Origin of the sequence: Staphylococcus sp. HMSC035D11 (genome assembly GCF_001836075.1) — a bacterium.
In the GTDB taxonomy this organism is placed as follows: domain Bacteria; phylum Bacillota; class Bacilli; order Staphylococcales; family Staphylococcaceae; genus Staphylococcus; species Staphylococcus hominis.
This window is the reverse complement of record NZ_KV827287.1, coordinates 21,371-35,987: the sequence shown is the minus strand read 5'-3', so window position 1 is coordinate 35,987 and position 14,617 is coordinate 21,371. Positions and strand designations below refer to the sequence as shown.

Below are 14,617 nucleotides of genomic sequence, written 5' to 3'. Positions count from 1 at the left end.
TTTAATTAGCGATAATACTTTGCTGAAAATGCCTAATAATATTTTAGCAATCACTTACTTAAAAGCTATACAACAATTTGCACCTCACATGAAAGGACTTGCTATCCAACGTGTGCATGCTCATCATCATGATGCGACAATTGAAACATCATCCTTTGCAAGTGGTTCTGCAATTAGGCAGTCGTTAATCACTCAAGAAACTCAGTGGACTACAGTTGTTCCCTCTTCAATTCAATCACTGTATACAACACCTCATTTAACTAAAGAGGATACATTTAGCTTGATTAAATATCATATCTTAAGTCATTCAATTCATGAAATGGCTCATATATACACTATATCTGAAGGACTAGAACATCGATTAAAAAAATATATCAATCAAGCCACTTCTTTTGAATCCTTTATGTCTTTACTGAAGACAAAACGCTTTACCTATACTCATTTACAACGCATACTTATGCAAATTCTTTTAAATGTAAAAAAAGAAGATTCTATTCAATCCATTTCAGCTGTAAGAATTTTAGGAATGAATCGTCGCGGACAAAGTTATCTCAAACAATTAAAAACCAAATTTCCAGAGCGTCAATTCATCACTAATATTAATAAAACATCTGCTCATTTTTTTAAAAATGAAATTAAATCTACCGATATTTATAACTTATTATCAGGTCAACAGAAAAATGATTTTAATACCCCTGTAATTAGATTAAATAATTGAATTAAAGCGTATGGAACATTTCATTTCTGTTCTATACGCTAATTTTTTAATCTTCAAATTTTTCTTTTAATGCTCTTTCAACATGCCTAGGTACGAAATCTGAAATATCTGCCTTATATTGAGCCACTTCTTTCACAACACTTGAACTGATAAATGAATAGTTTGTACTTGTCATCATATACATTGTTTCTACATTACTATTTAATTTTTTATTCATTGAAGTTAAACGTAATTCATATTCAAAATCACTCACTGCTCTTAAGCCACGAATAATTGTTTTAGCGCCTATTTTATCACAAAAATCGACAAGTAATCCATTAAAATTATGTACTTTCACATTTGGCAAATGTTTTACAGATTCACGTATTAATTCCATACGTTCTTCAATAGAAAATGTACCTGCTTTACTACTATTTTTTAATATACATACATGAAGTTCATCAAATCGATCAGAACTTCTTTCTATAATATCTAAATGCCCATAAGTAATAGGATCAAAACTACCTGGAATGACTGCTTTTGTCTTAGTCATTGTGTTCTCCTTTTTTTAATAACAAAGTATCTGTTAAACCGTAATGATATTGCTTAATTACTTCAAAATCATATGTATTGATTTTTTCTTGATTACTAAACTCACAAATGATAATACCATGTTCTTTTAATAAATTAAACTTAGAAATTTGGTCTAGAGCCTTATCTATTAGCCCTTTATTATAAGGAGGGTCTAAAAAAATGAAATCAAATTGAATGTCTCTTTTATTGATAGCCTTTAACGCTCTATCTGCATTATTTTTATATACTTCAGATTGTTCCTCTAAATTTAATTGTTTCAAGTTAGCTTGGATCACTTTAACTGCTTTAAAGTTTTGGTCTACAAATATAACTTTATCCATACCTCTAGAAAGTGCTTCAATTCCTAAAGCACCACTACCAGCAAATAAGTCTAAACCTAAGCCGTATACTTCATGTAAACTGTTAAAAATACCTTCTTTAACTTTATCCATTGTTGGACGTGTATTACGTCCTTCTAAACTCTCTAGTGGTTTACTTTTATGTTTTCCAGCAATGACTCTCATTTTGACTTACACTTCCATTTCATTCATTTATTTACTATAATTTATTTTGAAAAAGGAGAATTAAATATTTATGAAACAATCATTTATTATTTTAGGAGAAGGACTTACAGATTTATTCGAATTTCTTACTCTTATTGAATATAATCATGCAAGAATAGACAAGGTTGTCTATTTCCATACACCACAGTCAGACAAACAATTATCATCAGTCGCAATTATTATGAATCCTACGACCGGTAAACAATTTCAAGCCATATATATGATGTTAAACGCTTTAAAATATCCCTACCCAAATAGTAATAAAAAATTTGAGATGATTAATGAACAAGCTCAATCGTATGATATTCCTATTGTCGGCATTGATGTTCAACCGCCAAATGCATTTCATACGAATGATTTATATTTTAAATATTTAATTAGCGTACTTCGTTTACAAAATTGGATCCCACCGATGCAATAACAATGTTTAAATACATCTTAAAGCTTTTCATGCTTTTCTTTATCATATGTTTTTTTCAAGTTTTTATAAGGGGATCCATCAATATGTAAAACATATTTTAATTTCATTAATTTCTGGAGAATATCGTCTACTTCATATTCATTAACATACATTACTACATACTTTCGAGGTTTATTAGTATAAACGATATGTCCATATTTACGTATCTGTCTTTCATGTTTAATATGCTTTAAGTAAATAATTAAGCTAACTCTTGGAATCAATTCCATATTATTTCACTCACTCCATTTATTATGCATAATTACTATACCATGACTAATAATTTTATAAAATACATTCAATATCTCAACACTTAACTTTCGAAAAATATTTCTTTAATTATTAATTTTAAATGAACTTTAGGAGGTTATACCTTGAAACACATTAAGAAGAATTTTTTTAACTTGGGTATCACTAGTATGGGTATACTAAGCAGTTTATTACTTTTAAAAAGAAATCAAAAGCCTAAAATGCTTAAAGACATACCTTACTTTTTTAATGGACCAGCACCTTATATTTTTGCACATAGAGGTGGAATGTCAGTTCGACCAGAACAAACACAATTAGCTTTCGATAATGCTGTTGATTATGGTTTAGATGGCTTTGAAACAGATGTGAGACTAACTAAAGATGAAGAATTGATTGTTTTTCACGATGCTACAGTCGACCGTACTACTAATGGTTCAGGAAAAGTATGTGATTACACATTAAAAGAATTAAAAAAATTAGATGCAGGATTTCATTTTACTGATATCAATGGTCGCCATATTTATAGAGGTCATCAACAAGCTAAAATTTTAACTTTCGATGAACTTTTAGAAATGTATCCTAGCAAATATATCAATGTAGATTTAAAAGATACTCCAAGTAGTTATGAAGGAGCTATTGCGCCTAAAAAAATGTATGATATTATAAAGCATCATCATGCTGAGAAACGTGTACTTGTAACAAGTTTTCATAAAGAACAAAATGAACGTTTTAGAGCAATAAGCAATGGAGAAATAGCTACTGGTGCAAGTCAACATGAAGTGACTGAAGGTGTGATTAAGTTTATTTTAGGACTAGGTTATCATTATCATCCTCAAGCTGACACATTTCAAATGCCTATAAAATTCAAAGGTATCCCATTATCATCAACTCATTTTATTCAATGGCTTAACTTATTAAATATTGTGCCAGGTTATTATGGCATTAATAGTGTTGACTTAATGTATGATTTGTATCAAAAAGGTGTCCACACCATTGTTACTGACCGTCCTGATTTAGGTAAACAATTTAAATCACTACTAAAACAACATACCTCAAATTAAATACACTCATTCTATATAAAATTAAAATATATACATAAAAGAATCTGGGACATACATCATAGTTGTCTCAGATTCTTTTAATATATTAATCTTCAATAATTAAAGTAAAAATATGCTGACATCTCATTTTGCAACTCAACCTCTGATTTACTAGATTTTATTTTTAATTATAAACGACAATTACATGTACCTCCTGAGGCGCAGCCTTTAGAATCCGTTTTAAAAAATGGATTACCCACTTCAATCTTTACATTTTCTGACACAGATAATGCGATTTTAGTCAACACTTCATCTATTAAATTTTGTAATTGTACTTCCTTAGATTTGTAATCCATTACATTAGGCAACATTTCATAAGCTCGCTTACGTCGACGTGTATCTAACATTACATTTTGATAATCTGGGTGATATCTACCAAAGCGCATCACTTCATCATAACGTTCTTTTGATTTTAAAAAAGCTTGATACAGTAAATGTGCTTCATCATCTTGTTTAAGTGTTTTTTGAGCTTCTCTATAATTAAAATACACTTTTGATTGTACAATCATGTCTGATAAATCTTCAATTTCATCTAAAATTGATAATGTTTCCTCTGTATACATTATCGGTCACCTCACAACCTATTTTTGTACAAAAATAAGTGAATAATAATTTCTCATTACTTCTCCACCCATTTCATTATACTTTTTATTTAACATTCTTGAACGGTGTATATCCGAATTCATCCAACTATGAATTAATGTAGGCACGTCATCAAAATCATAGCCCACATTTTGACTTGTAGCTATAAAGTCAATGTTTTCGTTACCAAGTTGGCTCTTAAGGGCTTCTTCTGTAAATTCAACATCTTCTGTACCAGTTGCTTCATATAAATTTGCTGAAGCAATATGTGAAATGTCTGAATTTACTTTCAATGGTGGAATATGTTTTAAATCTCTCATTTGATTAGTAATTTCATAGAGGGTTATCAATTGATTTGGGCTTTGTTCATATGGTAATGAATCTTTATTATTTCTGTCATTATTAAATTTATCATCTGAAATATCTTCTTCATCTGTTAATTGATAAGGTTTTATAAATGCTAATAGTTCTTTATCTAGATATCGAATACCCATAATTCGATTTGATTGTTGATCCACATAAACTTGAGCATAAATATTACCATATTTAATTAGAGTTTGAGTTTTAATATCTTCATCTGATAACTCAAAATTATATTGTTTTCCATTCACTTTAAAAGAGGGGTCAGGATTAATACTAGTTTTTTCAAATATATGTGAAGCATTTTCATTGATTTTTAATGATCCGGTTTGAGCTTTTTCTCCAGTAGCATAAACAGATTTAATTTCATCATGTTTTGTAGTAACAATATAATATTGTTGTTTTCTCTTAAATATATAATCAGTATATCCGCCTTTAACAGGATATGTACGATTTGCTTGTCCATATTTATTTGTAAGATAATTAATATCTTTACCTATCCAAGTACCTATCCCATTTTTGGGAGCAGGATTTTCAGTCTGTTTTTTCACGGAATGTGATACTTGATTTGAATGACTTATTTTATTGTTGTTATTAGGATTTTCAAGAACATCAAATTTTAATCTTGGTGAGTAAAATAAATAAATTAAAAATGTAATTAAAAATACGACTCCTAAAACTTTGATTACTAACTTAGTCATTGCTCCCCCACCTCTTTAGAATTATATATATTGTACAAAATAACTATTTTAACAATCAAGCCATTCTTTTTTTCTAAACTCCAAATTTATTAATTAAACTACATTATACCTATTTACAAATAAAATAAACAATTAATATTAAAACATAATTTATACTAAACAATTTGATCATCGACTGCCAAAATATTAAAAATACCTGAGACACTCATTATGTCCCAGGCTATTCTTTAAAATATTCAATATTGTTATAAACCTAGTGTGGCTTTAATCACCGATGTAGTTTCTCCACCTGGATAAATTACATATAGTAATAAGTATACTGCCACACCTGTAATACCAGTAAAGAACCATATAATTGAAGCGACAGGTCCGATTCTTCTATGCCATTTAAATTTATCTTTAAATGCAGTAATAATTTGAACTAATCCTAATACGCCACCAATCGTAGCAAGATTAATGTGGAAGATTAAGAATATCTTATAATATGTTCTAACAGAATCTGGACCACCAAAATCTGTATTACCTATAAATATCGTTCGAGTTGCGTAAATTATAAAAAACGTTAATGCGAAAAATGCTGCCCATAACATAACTTTTTTGTGAGTATTAACATGACGATGAGCAATTTGCCACCATCCTATTGCTACTAAAATAGCACTAATTACGATACAGCTTGTACTAATAGTTGGTAGAATTGGTAAACTCATATGTTCCATCCTTATTTAACTTAGATATTTTAAATCATTTTTATTAAAGAGATGACAACAACTAATGCAAAGAATACTACTAAATAATTTAGTGAATAGATAAACATTTTTGTTGCCCACTTAGTTTGATCAGTATTTTTCTTAAATGTTGTTAAACCTATAAAAATCCATCCAAGATTTAATAAAGTTGCTAATACAACAAACGTAGTGCCTAAACTAGATAATAAGAACGGTAATGGTAATAAAAATACTAACCAAATAAACATACTTACTCTTGTACGTTTAAAGCCTTTTACTGAAGGTAACATAGGAATATTTGCTAATGAATATTCATCACTACGTTTAATAGCTAAAGCATAGAAATGAATAGGCTGCCAACAAAAGACAACTAAAAATAAAGCAAAAGCTACAAGACTTATTTGTCCATCAATAGCTGTCCATCCAATTAAAGGTGGCACAGCACCTGGAAAACTTCCTACTACTGTGTTCCAAGTCGTATGTCTTTTAGACCAGATTGAATAATATGATACATATCCTACTATACCAAAAAGTCCTAAAACACCTGATGGCACATTTAATAAGAATAAACATGCTTCTCCTACTAACATCATACCAAAACTTAACATTAATAAATGTTTATCTGAAATTCTATCGTTTACTGTTGGTCTACTTTGTTTACTTGGCATAATTTTATCGATATCTTGATCATAATAATTATTTAATGCACAAGCACCACCCATAATTAATGTCGAACCTATCAACATTAATAGGATTTGAGGTATTGACGATAGGAAGGAATGATTTGTCATTACAATAGCTAACCAAGCGCCTGCAAAAGCAGGAATTAGGTTACCCTGTACCAAGCCCATTTTAATAATTTGTTGTAGTTCTTTAAAAGACACTCTACTTGACGGCTGTGATAAAGTGTGTTCTTTACTCATGGTTCCCCTCCTTAAAATTTTCATATAGTACTATGATATAATAATTACTTATAAAAGGCTAGGTTATATCTATTTAAATTGTGACACTTTAACGACTTCCTGTCTCACTAATTTTTTGTCTTTAATTATTGTAGTATAATAGTTGTAATATTTATAATTATATCTTTTATATTAAAATCAGAGCATAAATGGATATCATATTACAAAATATTTTAAATTAATGATGGGGTGTTTAAACTTGTTTAACAAACGAAACCTTAAATGGTTATCAATCGTAGCAACAATTATTATGGCATTGGTACAACTTGGGGGCGCCTTAGTAACTAAGACGGGCTCTGAAGATGGCTGTGGTGCTTCATGGCCTTTATGTCACGGCGCTTTATTACCTCAGAATTTGCCAATTGCTACAATCATTGAATTGAGTCACCGAGCTGTATCAGGTTTATCATTAATTGTTGTGTTATGGTTGGCCATCACAGCTTGGAAAAATATAGGATACATAAAAGAGGTTAAACCTTTAGCAATTATTAGTGTCGCTTTCCTATTAATTCAAGCCTTAATTGGCGCAGCAGCTGTTATTTGGCAACAAAATTCTTACGTTTTAGCCTTACATTTTGGAATTTCATTAATTAGTTTTTCTTCTGTGTTCGTATTAATGCTTATTATTTTTGAAGTGGATAAAAAATATGAGGCTGATGAATTATTTATAAAAAAACCATTGCGCAATCTTACTTGGATTATGACGGGCGTTGTTTATGTCACTATTTACACTGGTGCTTTGGTTCGCCACGCTAAAGCAAGTTTAGCATATGGAAGCTGGCCATTGCCGTTTAATAATTTAGTACCCCATACTGAGCAAGATTGGGTACAATTTGCACATCGCGGTATGGCATTTATCACTTTTTGTTGGATTATGATTACATTTATTCATGCCATCAAAAATTATTCTGAAAACCGTACAATTAGATATGGCTATACTGCTGCATTTATTTTAATTATTTTACAAGTGATTACGGGTGCATTGTCTGTAATCACACATGTTAATTTAATTATTGCATTGCTACACGCACTTTGTATTACTATACTTTTTGGCTTAATCGCTTACTTTATTTTACTCATGCTTCGTTCAATTAGAAGTGAAAAATCAAAAATCAAATAAAGTTTTAAAAGACATGTTAGAGTTATTGTAAAACATGGAATCTCTAACGTGTTTTTTATGCAAAAAAGCATAAGATAGAATGTCATTTAACTTTCTATCTTATGCTTTTAAACTTTTTAATACCTACTCAGATTTTTCAATTTCGATTAATAAATCTCCCGTTGCAATAGCATCACCATTTCCAACAGTAACTTTTTTAATCACTCCATTAAATGGAGCTTGAATTGTTGTTTCCATTTTCATGGCTTCAGTGATTAATAGTGGTTGATTTACTTTAACCTCATCACCTACTGAAACTTTAACTTCAGTCACACTTCCTGGCATTTGAGCTCCTATATGATTTGGATTTGTTTTATCTGCTTTAGGTTTTACATTCGCATTTGTTTTTATGTTTTCATCTTTAATCGTAATACGACGAGCTTGACCATTCATCACGTAATAAATTGTTCGATTACCCTTTTCATCTGCTTCACTAATTGTTTCAAGTTTAATAATTAAACGTTTTCCGTTTTCAATTTCAATTTCTACAGTCTCACCGTTACGCATACCAAAGAAGAATGTCGGTGTATCAAGTAATGATAAGTTACCATATTGTTGTCTAGTTTGAATAAATTGATCAAATACTTTTGGATAAAGTACATAACTTATAATATCTTGCTCAGTCACTTCACCATAATTTTTATCTTGTAATTGTTCTCGTATTTCATCAAAATCTACTGGTTTTAAATATTCTCCTGGACGTTCAGTTAGCGGTTGTTGACCTTTTAAAATAATATCCTGCAATTGTTTATTAAAGCCATTTACTGGTTGACCAATCTCACCTTTAAAGTATGACACTACTGATTCAGGAAAATCTAATTTATAACCTTGTTCAATAATAGATTGTTCATCTAAATCATTTTGTACCATATATAACGCCATATCTCCTACCACTTTTGAAGATGGTGTCACTTTAACAATATCTCCAAACAAGAAATTAACACGACGATACATATCTTTGACTTCATTAAAACGTTCACCAAGACCTAAACTTTTAGCTTGTTGACTTAAATTAGAGTATTGACCACCTGGCATTTCATGTTGATAAATTTCTGTATTAGGTGACTTAATATCACTTTCAAAGTCAACGTAGTATGGGCGAACAGTACTCCAATAGTGACTTAGTTCTTCTAAACCTTGAATATCTGTACGCATATTTCGTTTAAACCCATCTAATGCATAATATAAGGAGTTCACACTTGGTTGACTTGTTAAGCCACTCATCGATGCAATAGCTGTATCGATAATATCTACACCAGCATCGATGGCTTGTTTGTAGGTTAATAAACCATTTCCACTTGTATCATGTGTATGTAAATGTATTGGTAAATTAACTGCAGCTTTTAATTCTCCAACCAGTTCATATGCTGCTCTAGGTTTTAATAAGCCAGCCATATCTTTAATTGCTAAAATATGGAAACCTTCACGTTCTAATTCCTTAGCTAATTTAACATAGTAATCTAAAGTGAACACATTTGAACGTTCTGAGTTTAAAATATCCCCTGTGTAACAAATAGTACCCTCTGAAATTTTACCTGCTTTTTGTACCGCTTCATTTGCCACTTTCATTTGATCTACCCAGTTTAATGAGTCGAAAATACGGAAAACATCTACACCTGCTTTAGCACTTTCATCTACAAATTTTTGAATTACATTATCAGGATAATTCTTATAACCCACAGCATTTGAAGCTCTTAATAACATTTGGAATAATACATTTGGAATCGCTTTTCTAAGTTTTTCTAAACGCTCCCAAGGATTTTCTTTTAAGAAGTTGTATGCCACATCAAAAGTAGCGCCTCCCCACATTTCTAAAGAAAAACTATCTTTAAATACTTCAGCAGTTTTAGAAGCTATATTTAACATATCTTTTGTACGTACACGCGTAGCAAGTAAAGATTGATGCGCATCACGGAATGTCGTATCAGTAATTAAAACATCATCTTGTGCTTTAACCCAATCTGCAACTCCACTAGGGCCTTTTTCATCTAGTAATTGTTTTGTACCATATAGATGTTGAATTTTCTTTTTTGAAACTTGCGGAATCGAAGTTGACTCATAGTCTGGCTTCGTACGTTTTTCGACATTCGGAAAACCATTAATGGTTACATTCCCAATGTATTCTAATGTTTTAGTACCACGGTCTAATGTAGGTGCAATATCGAATAATTCCGGTGTTTCTTCAATAAATTTTGTTGTATAATCTCCACTTCGGAATTTTTCATTACGCATAACGTTAACTAAAAACGGAATATTTGTTTTTACACCACGAATACGCATTTCTCGTAAAGAGCGTTCCATTTTTTCTTCAGCTTGTTTAAAAGTAATGGCATGAGTAGATAATTTCACTAATAGTGAGTCATAGTAAGGCGAAATTTCAGCGCCTTGGAAACCATCTCCTGCATCTAAACGTACACCAAAACCACCACTTGAACGATAAGCAATAATCGTACCAGAATCTGGCATAAAATCATTTGTAGGATCTTCGGTAGTGATACGACATTGAATAGCATAACCAAGTGTTTGGATTTCTTCTTGAGGAGGTAAAGCGATACGTTTGTCAAATAGACTTGCTCCATCTGCTACTAAAATTTGAGTTTTAACGATATCAATTCCTGTAATCATTTCTGTAATCGTATGCTCTACCTGAACACGTGGATTGACTTCAATGAAAAAGAATTCATCGCCAGATACTAAAAATTCCACTGTTCCAGCGTTAACATATTTGATATTTTTCATTAATTGTAATGCAGACTGACAAATACGTTCTCTTAATTCATCAGGTAAGCCTACAGATGGTGCTACCTCAACTACCTTTTGATGACGACGTTGTACAGAACAATCACGCTCATATAGATGAACAATATTACCATATTCATCGCCAATAACTTGAACTTCAATATGTTTGGGATTATCGATGTATCTTTCGATATATACTTCACTATTACCAAATGATTTTTGTGCTTCAGATTTCGCACGATGAAACGCATCTTCTAATTCACTTTCTTCGCGAACAATACGCATACCTTTTCCACCACCACCACTTGTGGCTTTAATCATCAGTGGGAATCCTGCTTCTTTAGCAAATGCCTTTGCTGCATCAAAATTTTCAATTGGTCCATCTGTTCCTGGTATAACTGGTAAATTTGCTTTAATTGCAGTTGTTCTTGCTTTTACTTTATCACCAAACATATCTAAATGGTCTAGGTGAGGACCAATAAATGTTATGCCCTCTTCATTACAACGTCTTGCAAATTCTTCATTTTCACTTAAAAAGCCATAACCAGGATGTATTGCATCTACATTCGCACGTTTTGCTACTTCAATAATACGTTCAATATTTAAATAACTTTCGGCTGGTCCTAAATCTTTTCCCACTAAATATGATTCATCGGCTTTATATCTATGTAATGAATTTTTGTCTTCGTTTGAATAAATTGCTACTGTTTGAATATTTAATTCCGTTGCTGCTCTAAAAATTCTAATTGCAATTTCACCACGATTGGCTACTAATAATTTTTTTATATGATTCAAACAAGAAACACCCCTTTATATTTTGAATATTCTAACTAATTAGATAATAAAATTTTATCTTAAAATACATGAGAAAGCTAATACTTTTTTACATACAATTTATAAAATGAAAATATAGTAACTAGGTTAGCTTAATCACTATTTTAAAATGTAATCATTAATAATTATTATACTTAATAACTTTATATTATCATTTATAGTTTGAAGACGCTACTGTAGACTAGTAATCCTTTAACTTGTCACATAAATGTAAAAAGAGTGGAAGCAAATTTTTTAATTCTTGCTTCCACTCTTAATAATGTTAGTTACATATTTACATCTATCATTAAATGATTTTAATATTGTCTAGGAATATCCACTTTTGTTTTTTTATTTTTTATTGCTCTTTTTTCTTCAACTTTAATTTGTCTTGCTACTAACAATAATAATCCCATAGCAATACTTAAGCTGATCATTGATGAACCACCAAAACTTATAAATGGAAGAGGAACCCCTGTAAGAGGAATCGTAGCTGATATACCTCCTAAATTTACGAACGTTTGACTACCAATATAACTCGCTACACCAACACATATTAATTTATAAAAATATGAAGATGTTTTAGTGGCTAATATAAATGCACGGAATACAATAAAAAATAATAATCCTATTACTAATAAGGCACCAATCAGTCCTAATTCTTCACAAATTACTGCGAAAATAAAATCTGTATGCGCTTCTGGAAGATAGCCAAGTTTCATGATTCCATTACCTAATCCTCGACCAAATAATCCTCCATTTCCGATTGCCATTAATGAATTGGATAAATGATACCCAGTTCCAGAAGAAGAACTAAAAGGATCGTAAATTGTACTAAAACGTGCCTTTAAATATTCTGGCATCATTCCAGTGAAAATAAAGAACCCAGCAATAAGAATAAATCCAAGAATAATATATAAAATAGGTCCTTTTACTATTTTCTTAGCACCTATACCTACGAATAAAAACATTGCTAATATAATAATTAATGTTAATAATGTTTGTCCAATATCTCCTTGTAAAAGTACTAAACCTAAACAAAGGATAATTAAAATAATTGGCCCTTTGATAATTCTTAAATTACCTCTTAACTGCGGTAATTTTTTACTTAATACATAAGAAATATAAAGAATTAAAGCAATTTTTAGCAACTCTGAAGCTTGTAAATTCATAAATCCTAAGTCAAGCCAACTTTTTGAACCATTAATATTTTTACCTACCAATAATGTTAAAAATAAAAGGACAAAGATAATAATCATAATCCACTGTTGAACTTTTGATTGTTTAAAGACTTTTATATTCATCATAAATGAAATAAAAAAAACAATAATGAAACTCATGATAACATAAATTAATTGTCTGTTATAAAAATATGTACCTGAAACCTCAACGCCACCTGTTAACGTTCCTTTAGTAGCTGCCACCATACTGGCACTATAAACCATCACTAAACCTATAAAACACAAAATAACATATGAAATTAATAATGGATAATCGATAAACTTAGAGGTTCTACCTATGTATCGAAATATATTTTTTAAATTATTCATAAAAAAGATCATCCAATTCTAAAAATTTAAACTATATATGCTCATTAAAACGATTTATCAAATTAAATTCTGTCTAAACTATTATATACTTTGTAATTATTAATTAACAAACATAAACGTAAAAAATAAAATAAAAGGACTGAAAATATTATTTACATAACATTTCAGTCACTATCATAAATTATTACATCTATTAATTCTTGCTCATTATAACACTTTCATATTCAAAGCATTAGACTTAGAGTTATACGTTTGTGAATGCTTCATGCAATTTAGATAATTCTTTTTCTAAACGAAGCATTAAATTTTTACCGTTTTCTTTATCAACTAAACCAAGTTTCACAGCAAAGTCTACTTCTTTTTGTAAACCAAACATTTGTGTGTCGAGAACCTCTTCATATAGTGGGCAAGATGGCATAGTTAAATTATCCATTTGAACCTTAATTAAATGCAAGATTCGGTCAGCATCTTGATTTAATTGCTCATAAGCTGCACTATTTATGTTCATTTGCTTCGGCATCACATTCTCCCCCTATCATTAAATATCTTCATATCAGAAGTTTATCCTACTACCTTTTAAAAAGCAAGTTTATTCAATAAACCCTTCATTTTAAATATGATAAAATAATGGTTAGATTGAAACTAGGGAGTGGGCAAGATGATTCAAATTAAAGGAGACGTCAAATTTCCTATTACTTTAGATAGTACAACATGGATTTTTGATGATAGAAAAGTAAAAATAGAAGATATTGAAAACGGTATTTTTGAAGGAACTAAACCTATTAAATTTGAAGATAACCGCGAATGGAATAGAGCTATTTTAGAAGGACAAACCAATCCTCCTACATTAAACTCTGAAATTAAGTATCGTAAACGTGCTGTATTAGAAGATTCATTTGCAATAAATATGACACCATTTTTTAAAAATGCAGAGCCTTTAGAAAGTGCAACTACAATTAAACTTTCAAATGATACATCTTCAATTGAAATTCCATTAGAATTATTACCTTATCTATTTTTCCAATTTGCTAAAGATGGTAAGCGATTGTACGATGATAATTCAGTAGATAGCTTTGTTTATAATCCCGAGGAGAACGCCTATTCATATCACTTTAAATATGTAACTCGTATTGAGGTGATTTAAGTTGCGAGAAGTACAATGTATTATTTGTGATACTAAGGTCTTAATTGATGAACGTACAGTTGAAGCTAAACGTCTACGTAATAATCCAATTAAAACATTCATGTGTAGTGACTGTAAAAGTCGATTAGACACACCTAGACAACGACCAAATGAAAATCGTAAATTTAATCTCCATTTTCCAAATGAAAACTTATAGTATACTTTTCAATAATAAAAAGACGCAACATCAAATTTGATGTT

16 protein-coding genes are annotated in these 14,617 nt (G+C 30.2%); 6 read left to right on the top strand and 10 right to left on the bottom strand.

Translation table 11 applies throughout. The features are described 5' to 3' along the window. The coding region (locus tag HMPREF2647_RS10805) for a nucleotidyltransferase family protein (RefSeq protein ID WP_176746928.1) at nt 1-718 on the top strand (718 nt) is incomplete at its 5' end. A gap of 46 nt (nt 719-764) precedes the next feature. On the opposite strand, the gene coaD is transcribed toward HMPREF2647_RS10805, so the two are convergent. Further along, nucleotides 765-1,250 carry a pantetheine-phosphate adenylyltransferase gene (coaD, locus tag HMPREF2647_RS10800; RefSeq protein WP_017175726.1) on the bottom strand — a complete coding sequence of 162 codons (486 nt, stop codon included), beginning with the start codon at nt 1,248-1,250 and terminating at the stop codon, nt 765-767. Further along, a complete protein-coding gene (rsmD, locus tag HMPREF2647_RS10795) occupies nt 1,243-1,794 on the bottom strand; it encodes a 16S rRNA (guanine(966)-N(2))-methyltransferase RsmD (protein ID WP_002450015.1) in 552 nt (183 codons plus the stop codon). Before rsmD ends, coaD begins: the two co-directional genes overlap by 8 nt. Before the next feature lie 70 nt (nt 1,795-1,864). Here rsmD and HMPREF2647_RS10790 point away from each other — a divergent pair, with 70 nt between their 5' ends. Further along, complete coding sequence (locus HMPREF2647_RS10790; RefSeq protein ID WP_019835748.1) at nt 1,865-2,254, top strand: DUF7147 family protein; 390 nt, start codon at nt 1,865-1,867, stop codon at nt 2,252-2,254. A 17-nt stretch (nt 2,255-2,271) separates the two neighbouring features. Here HMPREF2647_RS10790 and HMPREF2647_RS10785 read toward each other — a convergent pair whose 3' ends face one another. After that, nucleotides 2,272-2,523, bottom strand: coding sequence for a DUF2129 domain-containing protein (locus HMPREF2647_RS10785; protein WP_054105437.1), 252 nt, complete (start codon nt 2,521-2,523; stop codon nt 2,272-2,274). A 144-nt stretch (nt 2,524-2,667) separates the two neighbouring features. Between HMPREF2647_RS10785 and HMPREF2647_RS10780 the strand changes: the two genes are divergently transcribed. Further along, nucleotides 2,668-3,603: a glycerophosphodiester phosphodiesterase family protein gene (locus HMPREF2647_RS10780; protein ID WP_019835749.1), complete on the top strand. Its 936-nt coding sequence runs from the start codon at nt 2,668-2,670 to the stop codon at nt 3,601-3,603. A 167-nt stretch (nt 3,604-3,770) separates the two neighbouring features. On the opposite strand, the gene HMPREF2647_RS10775 is transcribed toward HMPREF2647_RS10780, so the two are convergent. The 4 genes from HMPREF2647_RS10775 to cyoE all read right to left on the bottom strand — a co-directional run bounded on the left by HMPREF2647_RS10775 (nt 3,771) and on the right by cyoE (nt 6,933). Continuing rightward, nucleotides 3,771-4,205, bottom strand: a complete 435-nt coding sequence (locus HMPREF2647_RS10775) for a YlbF/YmcA family competence regulator (protein WP_017175730.1) — start codon at nt 4,203-4,205, stop codon at nt 3,771-3,773. Nucleotides 4,206-4,223: 18 nt separating this feature from the next. Next, nucleotides 4,224-5,285, bottom strand: a complete 1,062-nt coding sequence (locus tag HMPREF2647_RS10770; protein WP_049382518.1) for a CAP-associated domain-containing protein — start codon at nt 5,283-5,285, stop codon at nt 4,224-4,226. A gap of 245 nt (nt 5,286-5,530) precedes the next feature. Further along, nucleotides 5,531-5,992 carry a DUF420 domain-containing protein gene (locus tag HMPREF2647_RS10765; protein WP_017175732.1) on the bottom strand — a complete coding sequence of 154 codons (462 nt, stop codon included), beginning with the start codon at nt 5,990-5,992 and terminating at the stop codon, nt 5,531-5,533. Nucleotides 5,993-6,021: 29 nt separating this feature from the next. Further along, nucleotides 6,022-6,933, bottom strand: coding sequence for a heme o synthase (gene cyoE, locus HMPREF2647_RS10760; protein ID WP_017175733.1), 912 nt, complete (start codon nt 6,931-6,933; stop codon nt 6,022-6,024). 238 nt (nt 6,934-7,171) lie between these two features. Here cyoE and HMPREF2647_RS10755 point away from each other — a divergent pair, with 238 nt between their 5' ends. Further along, nucleotides 7,172-8,092, top strand: coding sequence for a COX15/CtaA family protein (locus HMPREF2647_RS10755; RefSeq protein ID WP_017175734.1), 921 nt, complete (start codon nt 7,172-7,174; stop codon nt 8,090-8,092). Nucleotides 8,093-8,215: 123 nt separating this feature from the next. Here the strand turns inward: HMPREF2647_RS10755 and HMPREF2647_RS10750 are convergent, their stop codons facing one another. The 3 genes from HMPREF2647_RS10750 to HMPREF2647_RS10740 all read right to left on the bottom strand — a co-directional run bounded on the left by HMPREF2647_RS10750 (nt 8,216) and on the right by HMPREF2647_RS10740 (nt 13,753). Beyond that, nucleotides 8,216-11,665, bottom strand: a complete 3,450-nt coding sequence (locus HMPREF2647_RS10750; RefSeq protein WP_017175735.1) for a pyruvate carboxylase — start codon at nt 11,663-11,665, stop codon at nt 8,216-8,218. Between the two features lie 335 nt (nt 11,666-12,000). Next, nucleotides 12,001-13,233 (bottom strand): cell division peptidoglycan polymerase FtsW, encoded by a 1,233-nt coding sequence (gene ftsW / locus HMPREF2647_RS10745; RefSeq protein WP_017175736.1) that lies wholly within the window; start codon nt 13,231-13,233, stop codon nt 12,001-12,003. Nucleotides 13,234-13,477: 244 nt separating this feature from the next. Beyond that, on the bottom strand, nt 13,478-13,753 hold the full coding sequence (locus tag HMPREF2647_RS10740) for an Fpa/YlaN family protein (RefSeq protein ID WP_070860099.1): 276 nt from the start codon (nt 13,751-13,753) through the stop codon (nt 13,478-13,480). A 138-nt stretch (nt 13,754-13,891) separates the two neighbouring features. Between HMPREF2647_RS10740 and HMPREF2647_RS10735 the strand changes: the two genes are divergently transcribed. Together HMPREF2647_RS10735 and HMPREF2647_RS10730 are read left to right on the top strand one after the other, a co-directional pair. Next, nucleotides 13,892-14,377 carry a hypothetical protein gene (locus tag HMPREF2647_RS10735; RefSeq protein WP_017175738.1) on the top strand — a complete coding sequence of 162 codons (486 nt, stop codon included), beginning with the start codon at nt 13,892-13,894 and terminating at the stop codon, nt 14,375-14,377. 1 nt (nt 14,378) lies between these two features. Then, nucleotides 14,379-14,573: a DUF2197 domain-containing protein gene (locus HMPREF2647_RS10730; protein ID WP_002449988.1), complete on the top strand. Its 195-nt coding sequence runs from the start codon at nt 14,379-14,381 to the stop codon at nt 14,571-14,573. Nucleotides 14,574-14,617: the final 44 nt, after the last annotated feature.